22 protein-coding genes and 1 pseudogene are annotated in these 17,454 nt (G+C 32.3%); 8 read left to right on the top strand and 15 right to left on the bottom strand.

Annotation, left to right across the window (positions count from 1 at the left end):
• Positions 1–14 precede the first annotated feature (14 nt).
• The gene (locus D7D81_RS08345; protein WP_125989052.1) at positions 15–932 is read left to right on the top strand and encodes a DUF2935 domain-containing protein; all 918 of its coding nucleotides are present in this window, start codon (positions 15–17) and stop codon (positions 930–932) included.
• A gap of 101 nt (positions 933–1,033) precedes the next feature.
• On the opposite strand, the gene D7D81_RS08340 is transcribed toward D7D81_RS08345, so the two are convergent.
• The 5 genes and pseudogenes from D7D81_RS08340 to D7D81_RS08320 form a co-directional block, all read right to left on the bottom strand.
• Positions 1,034–1,801: a MerR family transcriptional regulator gene (locus D7D81_RS08340; RefSeq protein WP_125989050.1), complete on the bottom strand. Its 768-nt coding sequence runs from the start codon at positions 1,799–1,801 to the stop codon at positions 1,034–1,036.
• Positions 1,802–1,869: 68 nt separating this feature from the next.
• Positions 1,870–2,523, bottom strand: a complete 654-nt coding sequence (locus D7D81_RS08335) for a Vat family streptogramin A O-acetyltransferase (RefSeq protein WP_125989048.1) — start codon at positions 2,521–2,523, stop codon at positions 1,870–1,872.
• A 180-nt stretch (positions 2,524–2,703) separates the two neighbouring features.
• A pseudogene (locus tag D7D81_RS20250) lies at positions 2,704–3,406 on the bottom strand (ATP-binding cassette domain-containing protein); the annotation flags it as partial.
• Between the two features lie 34 nt (positions 3,407–3,440).
• Positions 3,441–3,584, bottom strand: a complete 144-nt coding sequence (locus tag D7D81_RS08325) for an ATP-binding cassette domain-containing protein (protein WP_125989046.1) — start codon at positions 3,582–3,584, stop codon at positions 3,441–3,443.
• Positions 3,585–3,645: 61 nt separating this feature from the next.
• Positions 3,646–4,347 carry a YetF domain-containing protein gene (locus tag D7D81_RS08320; RefSeq protein ID WP_125989044.1) on the bottom strand — a complete coding sequence of 234 codons (702 nt, stop codon included), beginning with the start codon at positions 4,345–4,347 and terminating at the stop codon, positions 3,646–3,648.
• Positions 4,348–4,542: 195 nt separating this feature from the next.
• Here D7D81_RS08320 and D7D81_RS08315 point away from each other — a divergent pair, with 195 nt between their 5' ends.
• On the top strand, positions 4,543–5,511 hold the full coding sequence (locus tag D7D81_RS08315) for a DUF3231 family protein (RefSeq protein ID WP_125989042.1): 969 nt from the start codon (positions 4,543–4,545) through the stop codon (positions 5,509–5,511).
• An 81-nt stretch (positions 5,512–5,592) separates the two neighbouring features.
• On the opposite strand, the gene D7D81_RS08310 is transcribed toward D7D81_RS08315, so the two are convergent.
• The 3 genes from D7D81_RS08310 to D7D81_RS08305 all read right to left on the bottom strand — a co-directional run bounded on the left by D7D81_RS08310 (position 5,593) and on the right by D7D81_RS08305 (position 7,663).
• Complete coding sequence (locus tag D7D81_RS08310; RefSeq protein ID WP_205739388.1) at positions 5,593–6,198, bottom strand: LysO family transporter; 606 nt, start codon at positions 6,196–6,198, stop codon at positions 5,593–5,595.
• Between the two features lie 868 nt (positions 6,199–7,066).
• Positions 7,067–7,228, bottom strand: coding sequence for a hypothetical protein (locus D7D81_RS19490; RefSeq protein ID WP_164522175.1), 162 nt, complete (start codon positions 7,226–7,228; stop codon positions 7,067–7,069).
• A 234-nt stretch (positions 7,229–7,462) separates the two neighbouring features.
• On the bottom strand, positions 7,463–7,663 hold the full coding sequence (locus D7D81_RS08305) for a dienelactone hydrolase family protein (protein WP_125989038.1): 201 nt from the start codon (positions 7,661–7,663) through the stop codon (positions 7,463–7,465).
• Positions 7,664–7,818: 155 nt separating this feature from the next.
• On the opposite strand from D7D81_RS08305, the gene D7D81_RS08300 reads away from it, so the two are divergent.
• The 4 genes from D7D81_RS08300 (at position 7,819) to D7D81_RS08285 (ending at position 9,650) form a co-directional block, all read left to right on the top strand.
• Entirely contained in the window at positions 7,819–8,178 is a 360-nt protein-coding gene (locus tag D7D81_RS08300; protein ID WP_125989035.1) for a hypothetical protein, read from the top strand.
• A gap of 166 nt (positions 8,179–8,344) precedes the next feature.
• Positions 8,345–8,548, top strand: a complete 204-nt coding sequence (locus tag D7D81_RS08295) for a DUF1657 domain-containing protein (RefSeq protein WP_125989032.1) — start codon at positions 8,345–8,347, stop codon at positions 8,546–8,548.
• Entirely contained in the window at positions 8,541–8,945 is a 405-nt protein-coding gene (locus tag D7D81_RS08290; protein ID WP_125989030.1) for a DUF4363 family protein, read from the top strand. The genes D7D81_RS08295 and D7D81_RS08290 overlap by 8 nt, the downstream gene beginning before the upstream one ends.
• Positions 8,946–8,957: 12 nt before the next feature.
• A complete protein-coding gene (locus D7D81_RS08285; RefSeq protein ID WP_125989028.1) occupies positions 8,958–9,650 on the top strand; it encodes a DUF421 domain-containing protein in 693 nt (230 codons plus the stop codon).
• Positions 9,651–10,000: 350 nt separating this feature from the next.
• On the opposite strand, the gene D7D81_RS19485 is transcribed toward D7D81_RS08285, so the two are convergent.
• From D7D81_RS19485 to D7D81_RS08255, 7 genes are all read right to left on the bottom strand, one after another.
• Entirely contained in the window at positions 10,001–10,162 is a 162-nt protein-coding gene (locus D7D81_RS19485; protein WP_164522174.1) for a hypothetical protein, read from the bottom strand.
• Entirely contained in the window at positions 10,159–10,479 is a 321-nt protein-coding gene (locus D7D81_RS08280) for an enolase C-terminal domain-like protein (RefSeq protein ID WP_125989026.1), read from the bottom strand. Before D7D81_RS08280 ends, D7D81_RS19485 begins: the two co-directional genes overlap by 4 nt.
• Positions 10,480–10,565: 86 nt before the next feature.
• A complete protein-coding gene (locus tag D7D81_RS08275) occupies positions 10,566–11,486 on the bottom strand; it encodes a helix-turn-helix domain-containing protein (protein ID WP_125989024.1) in 921 nt (306 codons plus the stop codon).
• Positions 11,487–11,786: 300 nt separating this feature from the next.
• Positions 11,787–12,434 carry a methyltransferase family protein gene (locus D7D81_RS08270; protein ID WP_205739387.1) on the bottom strand — a complete coding sequence of 216 codons (648 nt, stop codon included), beginning with the start codon at positions 12,432–12,434 and terminating at the stop codon, positions 11,787–11,789.
• 567 nt (positions 12,435–13,001) lie between these two features.
• Positions 13,002–13,553: a class I SAM-dependent methyltransferase gene (locus D7D81_RS08265; RefSeq protein ID WP_125989020.1), complete on the bottom strand. Its 552-nt coding sequence runs from the start codon at positions 13,551–13,553 to the stop codon at positions 13,002–13,004.
• Between the two features lie 96 nt (positions 13,554–13,649).
• Complete coding sequence (locus D7D81_RS08260) at positions 13,650–14,366, bottom strand: DNA alkylation repair protein (protein WP_125989018.1); 717 nt, start codon at positions 14,364–14,366, stop codon at positions 13,650–13,652.
• Positions 14,367–14,459: 93 nt separating this feature from the next.
• The gene (locus tag D7D81_RS08255) at positions 14,460–15,197 is read right to left on the bottom strand and encodes a Uma2 family endonuclease (RefSeq protein ID WP_125989016.1); all 738 of its coding nucleotides are present in this window, start codon (positions 15,195–15,197) and stop codon (positions 14,460–14,462) included.
• 242 nt (positions 15,198–15,439) lie between these two features.
• On the opposite strand from D7D81_RS08255, the gene D7D81_RS08250 reads away from it, so the two are divergent.
• The gene (locus D7D81_RS08250; RefSeq protein ID WP_125989014.1) at positions 15,440–15,706 is read left to right on the top strand and encodes a hypothetical protein; all 267 of its coding nucleotides are present in this window, start codon (positions 15,440–15,442) and stop codon (positions 15,704–15,706) included.
• A gap of 174 nt (positions 15,707–15,880) precedes the next feature.
• Positions 15,881–17,446 carry an IS21 family transposase gene (gene istA, locus D7D81_RS08245; RefSeq protein WP_205739386.1) on the top strand — a complete coding sequence of 522 codons (1,566 nt, stop codon included), beginning with the start codon at positions 15,881–15,883 and terminating at the stop codon, positions 17,444–17,446.
• Positions 17,447–17,454: the final 8 nt, after the last annotated feature.

Genomic DNA, 17,454 nt, shown 5'->3' with positions numbered 1-17,454 from the left:
AAGGAGGAATTTTTTTGTTGTCAAGAGATGAGTTTATAAGAAACTCTCTAGAAATAAATCTTTTCTTTCAAAGAATCATAAAGGAACACCTATTTTTTATCGAAACCAATTTACAAGCACCTGAAGCTGAATATATAGCTGAAGCCAGTAGATTAAAAAGAAATTTTGAACTACTTTTATCAGAAACAGTAAACTATGCAAGAAGAATTTCCTTATCAAGAGCAGCCCTAAATTCAAATGAATTTGTAACTCCATATACCTTAAGAACAGAAAGACTTACTTCACAGTTAACCGGTGCCAATATTGATACAGAAATTACCAGAAAGGAACTTGAATTACTAAATTCTCGAAATTATTACTATACAAAACAGCTGGAAAACAACGTGCAGAATCTAAATGCCAGGACATTAGACTACCTTGAAGAAGTAATTGCCTTTCAAATACGATTAATGAATCTAGTGTCACGTTGTGAAATATTTATAACTCTATATGATGAACTGTTAGAGCATCTTACACAGGAGACAGAATACTACCAGGAAACATTAAGAAACCTTCAGAATAGAAGAATGCCGGAAAGAACTCTATGTGTAAAGCTTAATTTCTGGAATAACATTATGGGAGAACATGCCCAGTTTATTGATGGAATGCTAGATCCAACAGAAAAAAATCTTAAGGAAACTGCCAGGATGTTTGCAGAAAGATTTGAAATACTGGTAGAAAGATGCATAAGAGAAGCTGAAAGAGAAATACTTCGAAGAAGCCTGGCAACTACAGACAAAATAAGGGGTTTTAAAAGAGCTGCCACAGAAGGTTTACTGGACTGTGAAATCAAATCCATTATTCCTCCCCTTTTAGCAGATCATGTACTGCGTGAGGCTAACCATTACTTTAGAATATTAAGGGAAATTCCCGAACTATTGAGTCCAGATTAAGGGAAGCCCCACTGGAATTTAATCCCTAAGTTATATAGACTGCCAGGCATACAAAAAGCGGCTGGGGATTCCCAATCGCTTTTACTTAATATCAATTAACATTATTGATTTTTCCTGCCTGTATAGACCAGAATAGCATCTCTTAAAAACTCTGCTGTTCCTAGCTGTTCCTTATCATAATATGCTTTGAATCTATCATCAGCAACATACATCTGAGCAACTCCAGCATGGGCTTGCTTATTGTAACTGTCCCAGTAGAAACTTATCCACTGCCGGTGAAGATCTGCTGCTTTCTGGGCCAATTCCCCAGCAGGATCCCCGGTCTCAAGTGCTGCCTTTAGTATTTCCATAAGTTTCTTTTCAATTTCAGTAACTTCAGCATATTCCTCCTGAATCATATCCTTTATCTTCTTATTTGATTTTTCTACAGCCTCATCTCCATATTTTTCCCGTATCTCCTTACCATATTTTTTTTCATTATCTTCAACTAATCTCTTTTTAAATCCTTCAAATTTTTCCTGGTCATTCATAATAATACCCCTTTCTTTTGACGTAATTGTTCTGTCAAGATTGACAATTAATAATTCTAATTGCTCTTTCTTCTCAAATAGCTTCTCACGATGTTCCTTCAAAGCATTTACTTCATCAAATGAAGGTGAGTTTATAATCTTCCTGATACTATCCAGATCAACATCGAGCTCTCTGTAAAATAGTATCTGCTGTAATCTATCAACTTCCTCTAGACCATAGATACGATATCCTGATGAGTTAGTCCTGGCCGGCTTAAGGAGATCAATCTCATCATAATATCTTACTGTCCGTGAAGTAATACCTGATAGTTCGGCAAGCTCCTTTACTGTATATTCCATCTTTTTCTCACCTCCTGTAATATAACTATACACCTTTACGTTGCGTTAAGGTCAAGGGATTTTTTGAATTACTCTTTTTTGTCTTTATCTAAAAACTCTTTCAGTGCATCAATATCCATATTTGTTAGAAAATTTATATTCCTGCTTATTTTCTCAATATCCCAGTCCCACCATTTTAATTCTAATAAAATTTCTATAGTTTCCTCACTAAACCTCTTTTTAATCACCCTGGCTGGATTACCACCAACGATAGTATAAGGTGAGACATCTTTTGTTACTATTGATCCTGCTGCTATTATAGCACCATCACCTACCTCTATTCCTGGCATAATTGTTACATTTTGCCCTATCCATACATCATTACCTATCACTGTATCTCCCTTAAAAGGCAGTTGTTCTACTGTAGGGGTAAATTCTTCCCAACCTCCAGCAAAGATATTAAATGGATAGGTTGTAATTCCATCCATTTTATGGTTTGCTCCATTCATAATAAACTTTATACCTTCAGCAATTGCACAGAATTTCCCAATAATCAACTTATCTCCTAGAAATTCATAGTGATGTTCTATATAGTCATAAAATTTTTCTGGAGATTTTTTATTATCACTATAATAGGTGTATTCTCCAATCTCAACATTTGGTCTATCAGGTAAATTACTTATATAACAAACCGTCTTTAACTTTTCATTTGGGTAAAGCTTTCTTTTATCTGGTCCAATCATATAATATCCTCTCCTTCTTATTATTTTATATTTCCCTAAATTTAGTCCATCCCTTTATATCATAATCTAGAACTTTAGTAGATTAACTGCCCAATTTTGTTCAGAACCAAATATCCCCACTGGAACCAACCACCAGCCCGTATGGTTCCGAATTGATGTCAAGTAATACTCCTGCGCCTAGCCAAGATCTATAATCCAGTCAGCTTTACTTATGATATCCAGATTATGTTCTATGACAATTACTGTATTACCCTGGTCAACTAGACGATTAAAAATATGATTTAGTTGTTCTATATCTGACATGTGTAGTCCTGTTGTCAGTTCATCTAATACATAGATATTCCCACTATTCTCCAGCTCAGTTGCAAGCTTAACTCTTTGCAACTCCCCTCCTGATAAAGTATCTAGTGTTTTACCTAAAGTAATATATCCTATCCCCACATCACTTAAAGCTTTTAAAGAAGACAATATTTTTTCATGACTAAAAAAACTATCGCTTCATCAACTATCATCTTTAAAACTTCTGCAATATTTTTATCCTGGTATTTATACTGGATAGCCTCTTCATTAAACCTATCTCCCTGGCATGCTTCACATGTATTTGTAACTGTGTCCATAAAAGCCATATCAGTATATATTTTGCCCAGGCCATTACATTCTGGACAGGCACCTTCTGAATTAAAACTAAAACAAATAATTTTCTTATAAAATCTAAAATACCAGAATAGGTAGCAATATTAGAACGTTTAGATCCCTGTATTCCTTTCTGATCTATAACTATTGACTCCGGAAAATATCGGGTGAATACTTGATTAATCAAAGTACTTTTTCCCGATCCAGCTACACCTGTAACAATTGTCATAACTTTTTTAGGAATTTTAACATATCCCACTCCTCTTGTCTATTTTATTTACTATTTAATCATCATGAAGATTGACCAGTTTTTGAGAAAAATAGCCTATATCAAGAGCAGTTGCACGAATTATTTCTCCAGCAGTAAGTTCTTCTCTACCAAGTATAATTTTTAATAAAAGGGATTTGCCAATACCATTTTTACCCATAAGGGCTAGATAGGTCAAGTTACTTTTGCATTAATATAAGCCATCCCTATAATAAAAACTATTAATTTCTACTAACAAAAAATCTTCCCTGTGTATCTAACATTGCTGCTAAAACGTTCTGTTCATTATCCAGACCATGTCGCTTTAGCTCTTTATAAAGCCATTCCTTATCTAAATTATTTTCCTTTAAGTTATCTTCCAGTACATTACCATCCTCAATTAGCATTATAGGATATCCCTCATATTTAGTACTAATATTTAAATCCTTCGGTTTAACTGCACGGGCCTGTGACTTTGGTATAACGCTTATCTTACCATTTGGTTCTAAAACAGCAAATTCCGTATCAGCCAGATCAGGTAATTTTTTTAAGCGTAATTCCATAAGTAAATCATCTACATTCATTTTGGCTTTGCGCATTGTATCTTCAAGCAATTTTCCATTTTTAATCAAAATTATTGGTTCACCATGAAATATACGTCTAATTTTTGCATTTTTCAAAGAAATATAGTTTAGTAAAACATCAACAGCAGTTAAAGTAGCTATAGTAAGCATAACACTTATTAGGTTTGACCTGGAATTATTTAATGAACCCGCTGTAATACTGCCAATAGTAATCGATATTATAAAATCGAGTAAGGTTAACCTTCCAATCTGTCTTTGACCAGTTATTTTTGTCATTAATATTAACCAGAAAAACATCACTAAAGCTCTAGCAATCCATTGATAATATAGTAAATTTTCCTGTGATTTCCAAAATTCCACGATTGCCTCCTTGATTTTATTCATAATAATGTATAAATAATATAATAACAGATTTAGTGTTAAATTATTCACCATATTTTATGCCTTTAACATTCATATTTTTGTTTTCTTCAGTTTATTAAATCATGAATTTTTCCCAAGTTATTTGTTAAGACTAATTAATATCTTATAAGCACATAAGGAGATGTTATAGTCTTGTTTAGAAAAAAGAGACCTAAGACACATCGAAAACAATCACAGTTAAGTACAGAAGAGGCTTTTCGGCTTTGGGAGAAGACCCGCCTGAGATATGTTGTAATTAATCATATCAGTTTATTGGGTAATTTTACCCATGACGTTGATTTCCAGCTAGTATTAAAAAACATAAATAAAACCCTGCAAGAGCATGCCAAAATGCTGGAAAAAGAATTGAAAAAATACTCTATCAATAGCCCTGAACCAAGCAAAAAAGACATAGAGGCAATAGGTAATACTGAAGTGTTAGTTGATAAACACACTGCACAATTTATATTAAATGATTTACAGCTTATTGTCAGCAAATGCTTTCTCACTATTAGAGATACAGTTTTAAATGATGCAATTAGGGAGTTATTATATAAAATTGCTAAACAGGATATTGAGATGTATCATAAATACCTTAATTTTATTACTGAGAAGGGCTGGTTACAGGAACCACCATTATATAAAAGTCTAAAAAATGCAGAAAAAAGAATTGCTACTAATGAAGTCTGGCATTTATGGGGGCTTTTAGATAATAGATATTTAAGTAAACACAAAACAAAATATTATATTAGCAATGTTATTGATAAAGATTTTCAGATATTATTAGAGACAGGTATTAATATTTTGGAAAAGCAGACCACTACATTGGAAAAAATACTCCTGACCTTTGGTGTTAATTTACCAGAACAATATGCAAAGAGTATTGCTACTCCAGAAACTAAAGAAAGGTTTAGTGATGAATACATTTTTAAAGAATTATTAATATCTATCATAGATGCTGTTACTTTAGAAGGGGTTGCTGTGCAGGAACTGTCAATAAATCAAGAGATCCGTGAAATGATAAAAGCTTTTATATTTGAAGAGATGGATGTAATAAATAATGTAATAAAATATGGTAAAGTTAAAGGGTGGATTCCTTTAGTACCCCAATTCAGAAGTTAAAACAAACCATATAAAACAGGTAATATCACAGGAACAGTAACCGTTAATATAAGTTCCGTGATTAGAGTAACCAACCCCAATTCAATTCCTACAAATCTCGTTACAGGCACAAACATGGTATCCATATTGCCAGCCAGCACCACCTGCTATAGGACTACCAGTACTGATTTTTAATAGCACTGGTAAGAGCAATACTGTAAAAAACTCCCGCATTACATTCACAATAAATCCGTAAGTCCCGGCTTCTATTCCGTAAACCTGTGTCATATATGCTCCAGTCAAACTATAATAGCTCATTCCACTCGCCGACATTGTAGGTATATATAATGGCATATCAAGCAAGACCCCCACTGTCAAACCACTGACAAAACTTCCGGAAAATATAGCTACTGATAAATAAATTACTCTAAAGCCAATTATCTTAATATATTTAAACACTTTACTGTTGGAACCAAAACTTATACCAACACTAAGGTAAAGTATGACTAGAGACCCCATTAGCAAATAATCAAATATAAAAGACAGTTTATATAGTATAACAAAATAACCAAATATTACACCTATAACAATGCTTAAAGGCATAACCCAAACCAATGGAGATTTTCTTTTTTCTTTTTCTTGTAAAATATCAATTTCACTGTTTTTTTGAATATCTTTTAATAAGATTTTTTCCCTTAGTTCTTCCAATGGAAGTAACGTTTTTTCTACAATTACCGTAAACAAGATACTGAAAGCTATAGCACACAAAGATATAAGAAAACAATTTAAACCTATTGAGTCTAAATTTAACATAACTGAATAGTTTATACCGACTTTTATTCCAATCGTAATCACAAGCACTACTAATGCTATATTAGTAATTATATCAATTTTTTTGTAAATACTTAGAGTAAAATTGCGAACACCCTATAAAAATTCCTATCACAAGGCATAAAAAAGAAATCCATATCATTAATAAATACCTCAGTCTTAATTGTATTGTACTATGTGCTAATTGTAAATATTTGGTTTTATCTTCAGAGATTCCATACCCTAAATAGTAAACATCACCCTCTGACCGACTCCAGTTTTCTAATAACATGATAGTTACTATCTTAGTAGCAATTTCCAGGAATACCTAATTTGTGGTCTTAAGCACTTGACCACCCGTAAAAAAATCTCTCCTTTTCAACTGTATTCATACCAGGACAAATCACTTACTTAGAATAATAGTTACCTATTTCGGCGCAACACTCGATACGGATGACGGGTTAGGTCTTGCCCGACAAAGACTAGTTAGATAAAAGTTCATTAACGACTTTATTCCAGTAGACAGTGAGGTAGTTGTAGTGGATATTCTGTCTGGCTCTTTATTTCGCCCTTACCATCGGGTTAATTTGCGTTGAATCTTTTTCTTCTAGTTTCACTCTGTAAGATATATCAAACTTGCTTGGCGTGCTAACGTTCCTGAGATTTAAGAAGTTTATGAACCTTAGCCAGACTTGGCTTAGGTTCATAAATTTGGATGCAGCGTAGCGGAATCTTAAATCTCATGTTATCTGATGTTTCCCCGTGCCTACTTCTCAGCTACAATATAATAAAAGTCATTATTTATATTATAATTATTATTGAATATCTTAAATCCAGTAGTTTTCAAGCGGTCAATTAAATCAACATGAGAAAATGGTACAAAATCTTTCCATTTCCCATCTCTGGGTTGGTTTCGGGGCTCAATCACTTTCAGGCCTATTACCTCGTTGTCTACGCTTAAATTTATAAATTACTTTATAAACTCCAAGACTCACTACTGATTTGGCTCTAATCTTATTCAGGTAGGATTTCCACCTACTAAACTATATAACCTTGCTCAGTCACACCAACTTTTCAACCCTGACCCCATTCTTTTTCTACATTACATATGGAAATACATTGTCTACATGTACTACATAAGTTATAATAAATATCTGCTTTATTAATTAATATAATTTTGTATAAATTTAATCATTTTTTGTTCTGCTTTTTTTGCTGAATCTTTGTTATATTTATCTGAATAAGGGTCACTAAATCCATGATCTGCTTGAAATTGATGAGCTATAATACTCCTATTATCTTTTAACTGTTCGATTAAATTATCTATGTTAAATGATTTTTCTCTTTTTGGAAAAAGTAGCATAACTGGACATTTTGGAGTTACTTCTGTATAATCTTGTTACTTTCTCGTAATATTAATCAGTAGCAAGTTTATTTACATGAAGTTTATATCAAGCCTTATATTCTGTATCTTTGTAGTACATAATAAAAATAATACATGTTAAGGGGGTGAATATTATGGATCAGTTGATGCAAATACAGAATAATTTAAGACAGGTCAGACAGGAACTTAATAATACACTAAACCAGATTAACCAGAGATTAGTTACTTCTGAACAAATTATACAGAGTATGGGCAATCAAGGAATGCAGCAGAACCAATTTAGTACACAATATGGTACTACTCAGTACAGCCGCAGTCAATATAATCCAAACCAATTTCAGAATGCAAGTAGCTATACAAACCAGGGAACAAGCAATCAAGATAACATAAATCCAATCTCAGGATTAAGTGAAAACAAACCTACAATGCAACAACAAGCTGGTGCAAATAAATATGTAGCATCGTATTCCTCAGGGAATGATTATGGCCAATAAAAAAAATCTATTTCAAGATGTGGTGCAGGAATTATAGATCCCTGCACTACCTTTTCCCCTATTATCTTACTTTTTTTATAGCATTATTTAAGAAAAATTAGATCTGTTATCATATAGAAATAAATTGAATTAATTTCTAAGAAAAATATTAATTAAGGAGAAAAATATGACTGTAAAAAGCCAACTGGAGAAAACAGTAACAAATGCAGAATCAGTTTTAGCTGATTTAAAATCCTATTCTCTGGCAACTGATGATAAAAACGCTCAACAAATGTTTAAAAAATTGGCTTCGTCTCAACAGGAAATAATGGAGACTTTAAATTCAAGACTTGAATACATTAAACGTGAAGAACCCCAATATAATGACTAAGCGTTTTATGCTTTCTGAGGTGATACTTTTGAGGAATAAGTTTATTGATATATTTTTGATTCTACTAATTTTAATAATTTTTACTGGGTACTTTCTTTATCGTAACCACACTTATTCAGGTAGAGTTTTAATCCATCTTTTAAAAATAGAGCAAAATATACAAAGCGGGGACTGGCAGCAGGCTAAAGAAAATAGTGAACTGCTAAAAAATGACTGGCACCACTCAAAAGGTTTATTACTACTTAATTTCGCATCTGAAGAGTATTTAACCCTTGATAATACAATTGATAAAATTGCTGCTGGAATTGAGGCAGAAGATAAAGGAATGGTTTTATCTGACTTACTTGTTATACATAACCTCTGGAACAACTACACTAAAATTGTACCAGAACCATAATGGGGGAACTAAATGGAAATAATAATCTATATCCTGAGATGTTTAATAATGTTTATAATTACCTGGTCAGCAATGAGGATTATTGGTAAAAAATCTATAGCTGAGATGACCTCATATGATCTTGCTGCTATATTTATTCTAGGTAATATAGCGGCTGAACCACTTGTATATAAAGTAACTTCTAAAGCAACAATAGGTGTTTCTACTATTGTAATCATTACATTAATTGTTGGGTATCTGTCTCTAAATAAGTATTTTTATAATCTAGATTCCAAACCTGTTCTTCTGCTTGCAAAAGGGAAAATATTAGAAAGTAACCTTAAAAAAGTTAGAATGAATATTTCCTTACTAAAATCTGAACTGCGGTCACAGGGATATCAAAATTTATCAGATATTGAAATTGTTATAATAGAACCTAGCGGAAAGATATCAGTAATACCTAAATCTGATGCTAGACCTGTTCAACCTAAAGAACTTGGGATAACAAGTAGACCTGTAAAGATAAGTTTTCCAGTTGTTATAGATGGTGAGCTGATAGAAAATAATTGGAGTCGTTTAAAAAAAGATCAAGAGTGGCTTAAAAATCAACTGATGGCTTTTGGTGTAAATAAAATAGACGAAGTACTTTTAGCAGAAGTAGACTCAACAGGTCAACTGCAGGTCTTCTCAAAAAAAGAAAATATAAATTTACCAGATATCATATAAATATCTAGAATTGTGTATTTAATTGTTTTTAATATACTTCAATTAAAAGTACCAAGTAACTCTCAAATAATTTAATTTATAATTGATATACAATAAATCTAAAGTAATTTATACTTTTCTCGCTTATTCCTTTTCCGCTCCTCTTCAATATCCTCCAGACTTACTTTAACCTGCTGGCTGCGGCCAAAAAGCAGAGACCATTAACAATTTATTATTTTATAAATATATATAGTTTTTTTACTAATACTTTAATCTTACCTCATTTTCAACCTTTGCATCATCTATAACTAAACCCAGACCAGGCCTGCGGTCAAGTTCAACAAAACCATTTTCAGCAGTAACTGGCTCTTTCAAAAAAACTGCCATCCTTTATTCCATTTGACCAGATATTCTACTAACGGAATCAGGGCCTGGGATTGGTCAGCAGTTACATGAATGTTAGCAGCAAAAGATTCACCATGTGGTATACGAGGTATATCATATACAGAAGCCAGTGAACAGATATTCATCATTTCAGTATCCCACCTGCCCACATCGTATCCGGCTGAATAATATTTAAAGCACCTTTTTTCATTATCTCCTGAAACCCCCAGCGGGTATACTCATGGTCACCACCAGCTATATCTACACTGCAATTAGCGGTTATTTCCTTCAACTGGTCAAGCTTATCACCCATCAGGGGTTCTTCTAGCCAGAGAGGTTGATATTTTTCAATTGATTTTATCATCCGCAGTGTATAGGAAACATCCCAGCCCATCCAGGCATCAAACATCAAGTTATAATCATCACCAGCAGCTTCTCGGGTTGCTAGATTTGGGTGTAGAGACAAAGGAACAAAACCGGAAATATATTGTTATATGACGTGCCTCATTTAAGATATTTAATTAGCAATACCCTTTGTTTTCAATATTGTTGTTATTTTAAAATGTTTTTATTTATTTCCCTAACTGGTCTACCTTCAATATAGCCTCTATACCCCTTAGGCTCCAGTTGGAATCTTGGTCCATCTTTGTCAGCCCATTTAAAACCATACAATTCAGGATTATATTTTTTCATTACTTCCCATAATGAACCAATCGCTTCTTGAAAATTTTCATCTTCATAAGGCTCGCCTTGAAAAATCATCATTTTACATGGAGGAAGATCAATAATATTAAATCCATCTGGTACTTCACCAGAATAATTAACAGGAATTTCCACTCCCTGAGCATATTTTGATGTATCTTCTTTACGAAGGTTTTCGGGCATCCACATGCCAATTGGTTCATATATAGCTTCTTTTATGCTAGTTAAGATTCCCCAAACATCACAACCAACTTCATCACAATACTCAAAGTAATGAGTCGCTTCAGTTCCCCATTTTAATATTAATTTTCTAGCTGGTCGATCAACAACCTGAACAAAGACAGTATTAACATTAGACTTTTTACTCATGTTATTCTCTCCTTTTTGTAAAGTAAGGTAATATTCACGGATACGGTGGGGTAAGAATAGTTTTATTGGTGGTGTGTTTTGTGAATAATAATTAGGACTCATACCAAATTGTTTAGAAAATGCCCTGGTAAAGCCCTCATGTGAATCAAAAATAAAATCAAATGCTACATCTATTATTTTTTGGTCTTCATCTCTGAGTTTAACAACAGCTCGAGAAAGACGAAATTTTCTAATATATTCAAAAGGAGTTTTTCCAATTAGTTCTTTAAAAATTCTCCCAGAATGCCAGGGAGAATAACCAGCTGCCCGGGCTAGCTGATGTAAAGTAATTGGTTCTCTAATATGTTCCTCTATATAATCTTGCATACGTTGAACTGCATCAATTTTTTCCCATCTCTCCATGTTTTCACCTCCTATAAAAAGGATAACACATTTAACATGGTAAATTCTTGACCTGAATTGCTAGGTTATAATTTTTTGCTTCATTTACGTTTCTTATTAAGTTAGGCATGTCATATAACTACTATCTTTACGTATTTCGTGAAGATATCCTTTGACTGAATTATTATATTGTAATATTTTACTAGCAATCTATCACACTAATTCACATCATACTGATTCCTTTACGCCCACGTACAGCAGAGCGGTACAAGATTGAAAATAAGAATTCTACACTGTCTACTGTTGCACAAATTAAAATAATCACCATATTTTGGGTATTATTCTCTTTGTCTCCTTAATATACTTTTTATATTCAGGAAATTTTTTCATGAGAAATTCTTCCTCTACTTTTATTCTCCATAGAAACCCGCTTATTGTTATCAATGATAAAATTAAACTAAAATATGAATTCAAGACTAAAGGAAATCCAATAATTTGCAAAATATTACCTGCATAAGCTGGATGCCGAATATATTTATAAATTCCTGTTTTAATTATTCTTTGGTTTTCCCAATTTTCCACATCTCTTGAAAAAAACTTACCTAGTGCTTTAATTCCTATCCCTCTTATTATTGTTCCAGATACTATTAATACAGTTCCCAATATTGTTAAAAAGAGATTGTATCTCATTATATAAATATATTCTAATATTGGAATTATCAATGTGGCAAACCAAGTTAATGATAAATAATAACTTGTTATTTCATGCTCTTTTTTATTTTCAGTTTTTTGTCCCGTATAAAAATATCTATCTGATATTAAACTACATATAACAAGAAGCAAATATAGATAAATATAGAATTTATTTACACTTAATCCTTTAATCTGAACTAGTCTCCATATATAAATGAATAACAAAATTATTAGTATTTTTGTTATAGTATTAAAAATTTTTTTCAAATTAATCACCAACTTTTAGAAGTAATATTAATTTTTTCTATTAATTTTTGAATAAATAAGTAAAGTTGTACGTTTTACTACTATTTAATACTATACTTTTAAAGCCATGGTACAATTAATCATATCCCAATAAAATAAAGCTTTAAACATTAAAAATTTCAGGAACAAAATAACTCTATTGTAAAATGAAACTAGATAATATTTCTGCTGGATGGTATTTAACAAACTAATTGATTTTATTTTTTAACTCTATTGGCTCATACTTACTTAAAATCTCCTCTATTGTCTTTATTACCTTAGACTTTCTGATAATAAAATCTCATATCAACACACTATTATTGAAAGGTCTGCGGAGAGCATAAGACTAACTTTAAACTGCTTTATCAAGAATTCCTTGCTAATGATGTAAATATAATATCCAAACCACAAAAAACAGATTATGGCAGCTATGAATTTGTCATCAAAGATATTGATGGTAGGTTAATGCATTGGAAAGATCTATGATAAGCAGACTTATTTTGAGAATTCAGATTATCTGCAGGACAAATAAAATTATTTCTTTATGATTTTGGAATATTAGGCATTACACACTATACAATAAAAATTATCACCTAAATAAAATTCGTTTATCTGACTAAACCCAAAACTACGGCAATGTCTAATAACTTCATCTCTACCAATACGATGCGAAACAGGCGGTCCCATTGGCGTCTGTTGTTTTTGAAACTCTATGATTGCAAGCTTACCTCTGCTCTTTATAATTCTTTTGATTTCAGTAAGTATAAGATCTTTGTTTTCAATTTCATGTAATACAGTAGCTAAAATCACACAATCCACTGTATCTGCTTCAATATCATAATGGTCTCCTGTTACCTTCATTGTTTTAATATTAGACAACTCTTCTTTTTGGGCTTTTTCCTTTATAATTTCTAATAATTCGTTATTTATATCTAAAGCATAAACTGTATTATTAGTTATTTTTGCTGCAGGGATTGCAAAAACACCACTACCTGCCCCAATGTCGCAGATAACATCATTCTCATGTATACCTATTTTTTTTAACGTTTCTTGGGGGCTTAATTCTGCTAATCTTTCTGGATTTTCTAATTTATTTTGTTTATGGCTCATAAGGCACCTCTTTCTTTTGAATTACAATCTTTACTTGGTTCTAATACCAATTACCAATCTAAATGGCATAATACTGCCACTGACAAGATTACTTTTTCATTTATACTTTCTTCCCATTTTGGAATCGGATGACAATAATCTCCCTCTTTCATCCACTTTAACCAGGGTTTCCAGTTCTTTGAGTGCATTCTTTCCCACCCAGGCACTGGCTTTTCCCTCTTCAATTAATTCGTAAGCAACTAAAATCGCTTTTTCCTGATAATCATAATTTATTTTCCCAATTTCTCTAAGTGCCCAGGATATTGCTTTTCTAACATGTGGTCTAGTATCATTAGCACATTCTTTAATTTTTTCTATATATAATTCTACTTGCTCTGGCTCAATTTTTTCTCTTTTTTTAACCATTTCGGCTGTCATAAGAACAAATGCCGCACGCCTAAAATATAATGATGATTGTTTACTCCAACTTTTTATGATATCTGCTGCAAAACTCGTTTTGATAATCAAATTTTTACAAATATGGTCACATAAATCCCATGAGTTTACATCATGCATTAAACTTTCTATTTCTTGATATGTAATATCCTTTTTATCAAATAATAAAACCGCTAAGATTTTCTCCTCATGTACTCCACTTTGCCAAAGTTCCCAGGCCAACTTGTGATTTGTGCGAATTTTTCTGGCCAATTTTCTTATATCACCTGTCCGAACACCTAAAGCTTTATCTTTCGGTATTCCCAAACGAATTACATTTTTTTTATATTTTTCATCACTCAATTCATTTAAAATTCCTCTTATTTCATTAATATCCATGCTAATCCTCCTTAACCCATATTGAAGTTAAAATATGCATAGAATTTTTATCTATATAATTCTTTATTAACAAGAAGTTTCCTGTAATATTTATTAATTATTTATTCCCTTAAAAATATCAGCTAGCGCTATTTTTAAGTCTTCGAAGTAAATAGATTCTATGATATCATCCTCTTTAAGTGATATCATCTTGTCTAAATCCCTTTCCCCGGTAAAAGAATACTGATTTATTTTTTTCTCCTCCAGATCAACAACCCAGTATTCTGAAATACCACTCTTCATATAAAGATTTAGTTTTGTAATCATATCTTTACCCCTGGTAGAAGGTGATAATACTTCTACAATCAAAGTCGGCACACCTTCATATTTATTATCCTCACTAACTTTATCTTCATCACAGATCACCAATACATCTGGTTGGACAACATTAGGGTCTTCTTCAAACTTAAGCGCAAACCCGCAAAGCCTGACATCCAGCGGAGCAGTTAAAGAACAGCAAGATTTATCTCTAAAATAATTATAAAACTGTCCAGATATTTCATTGACTACCAGCTGGTGATTAAAAGAAGGGGAAACCATTAGGTAAACCTCACCACTGATCAGTTCATATCTTTGATCTGATGAATCAGCTAAAGAAAGATATTCCTGATAGCTAATTCTTCTGGTTTTATATTCCTCTACTCCTTCATGGATAAAAAAGTTTTCTGGTTCAAGATAATGACTGAGTCTGGCAACAGTTTTCCCGTTCTTGATGACAATAATATCTTCTTTCTCTACCAGAGACAGGTACTTGCCGAAAGCATTTTGCAAATCGGTACTATTCACCCGCATATTTAACACCTCACTACTCTAATACCTATAATTATATTCTTTATTAGCTATTTTGTCAAATATAATTAGCTATTTATTTCTTGAAAAAATAAGCAAGTTCAATCTCTAATCCACACAGATTTTTGACAGAAACCGTATCTTTCATAGAAATGTTATTAACTAAAACTAAGTTATCATACATTTTGCTATTTTTCTGAACAATTGTTATAATATGGTTAAAAACAAGTAAAGGGGGTTTGTCAATGAATAGTTATATAGTGAAACAATCTGTAATTGGTTTACAAGAGGCTTTAGAAGAAAAAATAAAAACAACAAAATCTTTATACGCAAGGAATTTTCTTAAAGAAATATTAAAACTTTCAGAATCAGAACAAGAAAAATGGTTTTTAACAAGTAATCAAGCTACAAAATTAACTCGTGAAAAGTTTGAACAACAAACTAATGAAAAACGTGAGATATGTACAATCATTATGACTATTTGTGCAGTTATTACAACTAGTTGTGAATGATAAAATAAAGTTAACAGAAAATGATATATAAGACTTTACACTTTTTGCTTGAAAATGTAAATTAGCATATTTTACACTGGCAATAATTCTAGATATTGGAGGTTTTTATCCAAACAACATCTGCGATTTTCTTGTATAATATCTTAAGATATTATACTGAAAGGAGCAGAAATATTGAAAAAAGAAGCAGGTTGGAAAATGTACACAAGATTACAGGAACTACTGGAAATTGGGCTGAATAAATCACAGATTGCTAGACATCTCGGTATTAGTCGTCCTACCCTGTATGAATATCTAAATCTAACTCCAGATGAATTTGAAGAAAGATTAAATGGTATGCAAATCCGAAAGAAAAAAGCTGATGTATATAAAGATCTAATTTTAAGCTGGCTAAGAGAATTCCCTGACTTATCTGCAGCTCAAATATATGATAGATTACAGGAAAAATATAAATCAGAGATTAATTTTGCAGAAAGCACTCTCAGGAAATATGTCCATGACTTACGAAAGGAGCATAACATACCTAAAAGCATGAATCCAAGACAATATCAAGCCGTATCAGACCCACCAATGGGTAAACAAATGCAGGTTGATTTCGGTGAAAAAAGAGTTTTGAACTCTAACAACGATGAAATTAAACTCTATGTAATGTGTTTTGTCTTAGCTCATTCTCGCCATAAGTATTATCAATGGCAGGACAGGCCCTTTACCACCACTGATATCATTAAAATTCATGAAGATGCCTTTGAATATTATGGTGGTTTACCTGAAGAAATAGTCTATGATCAGGATCATCTCATCCTTGTTAGTGAGAACCATGGCGAGTTAATATATACTCATGATTTTTCAGCCTATCTCAAAAACAGAAAATATAGAGTGCATATGTGTCGCAAAGGCGATCCTGAATCAAAAGGCAAAATTGAAAATGTAGTTGGATATGTAAAGAATAATTTTGCCCATAATCGTGTCTTCTACAACCTTGAACGCTGGAATGAAGACTGTCTGGCCTGGCTTAAGAGAAGGGCGAATAGTAAAATTCATGGTACAACAAAAAAAATACCGGCTCAAGTATTTGACGAAGAACGAAAATACTTAAGGCCGATATTAGAAAAAATAAAAACTAAATCACCTACTTTAAGTATAACCTATCGGGTTAGAAAAGACAATACTGTTCTCATCAAAGGCAATAGATATTCTGTGCCACTGGGTACATATAAAGGGCCTGAGACCAATGTCAAAGTTGTAAAGACTGGTAATAACCAATATATCATCCTTGCTCTTGAAACAGATATAGAACTGGCGAGACATGATATTCCGGGAGATAAAGGTAATCTAATACAAAACAACGATCATAAAAGAAACAAATCCAAAAAGATACCAGGGCTTATGAAGGAAATTATCTCTTCTTTCCAGGAACAGGAGAAAGTTTGTAGTTTTCTTAATCTGATTAAAGAAGATAAACCAAGATACATAAGAGACCAGCTTCTTTTAATACAAAGTTCACTGACTAATAGTAGTCAGGAAACTATTAATAAAGCTCTGGACTTCTGCCTAAAGAATAAACTCTACAGTGCTGTTGATTTTAGAGATGCTGTTAACCATTATGGTAAGGTGGTTACTACTGAAGCTAAACCTCTGGAAATAGATGTAGTACCCCTTTCCCCCAGCAGTATTGATAAGATAAAAGCTAAACCACAGGTTAGAGATATTGCTGAATACTCTAAGATATTTAATGAATAAGGAGAAAT

Origin of the sequence: Halocella sp. SP3-1, assembly GCF_003953885.1 — a bacterium.
GTDB classification, from domain to species: domain Bacteria; phylum Bacillota; class Halanaerobiia; order Halanaerobiales; family DTU029; genus Iocasia; species Iocasia fonsfrigidae.
This window is presented reverse-complemented; position numbering and strand designations above follow the sequence as displayed.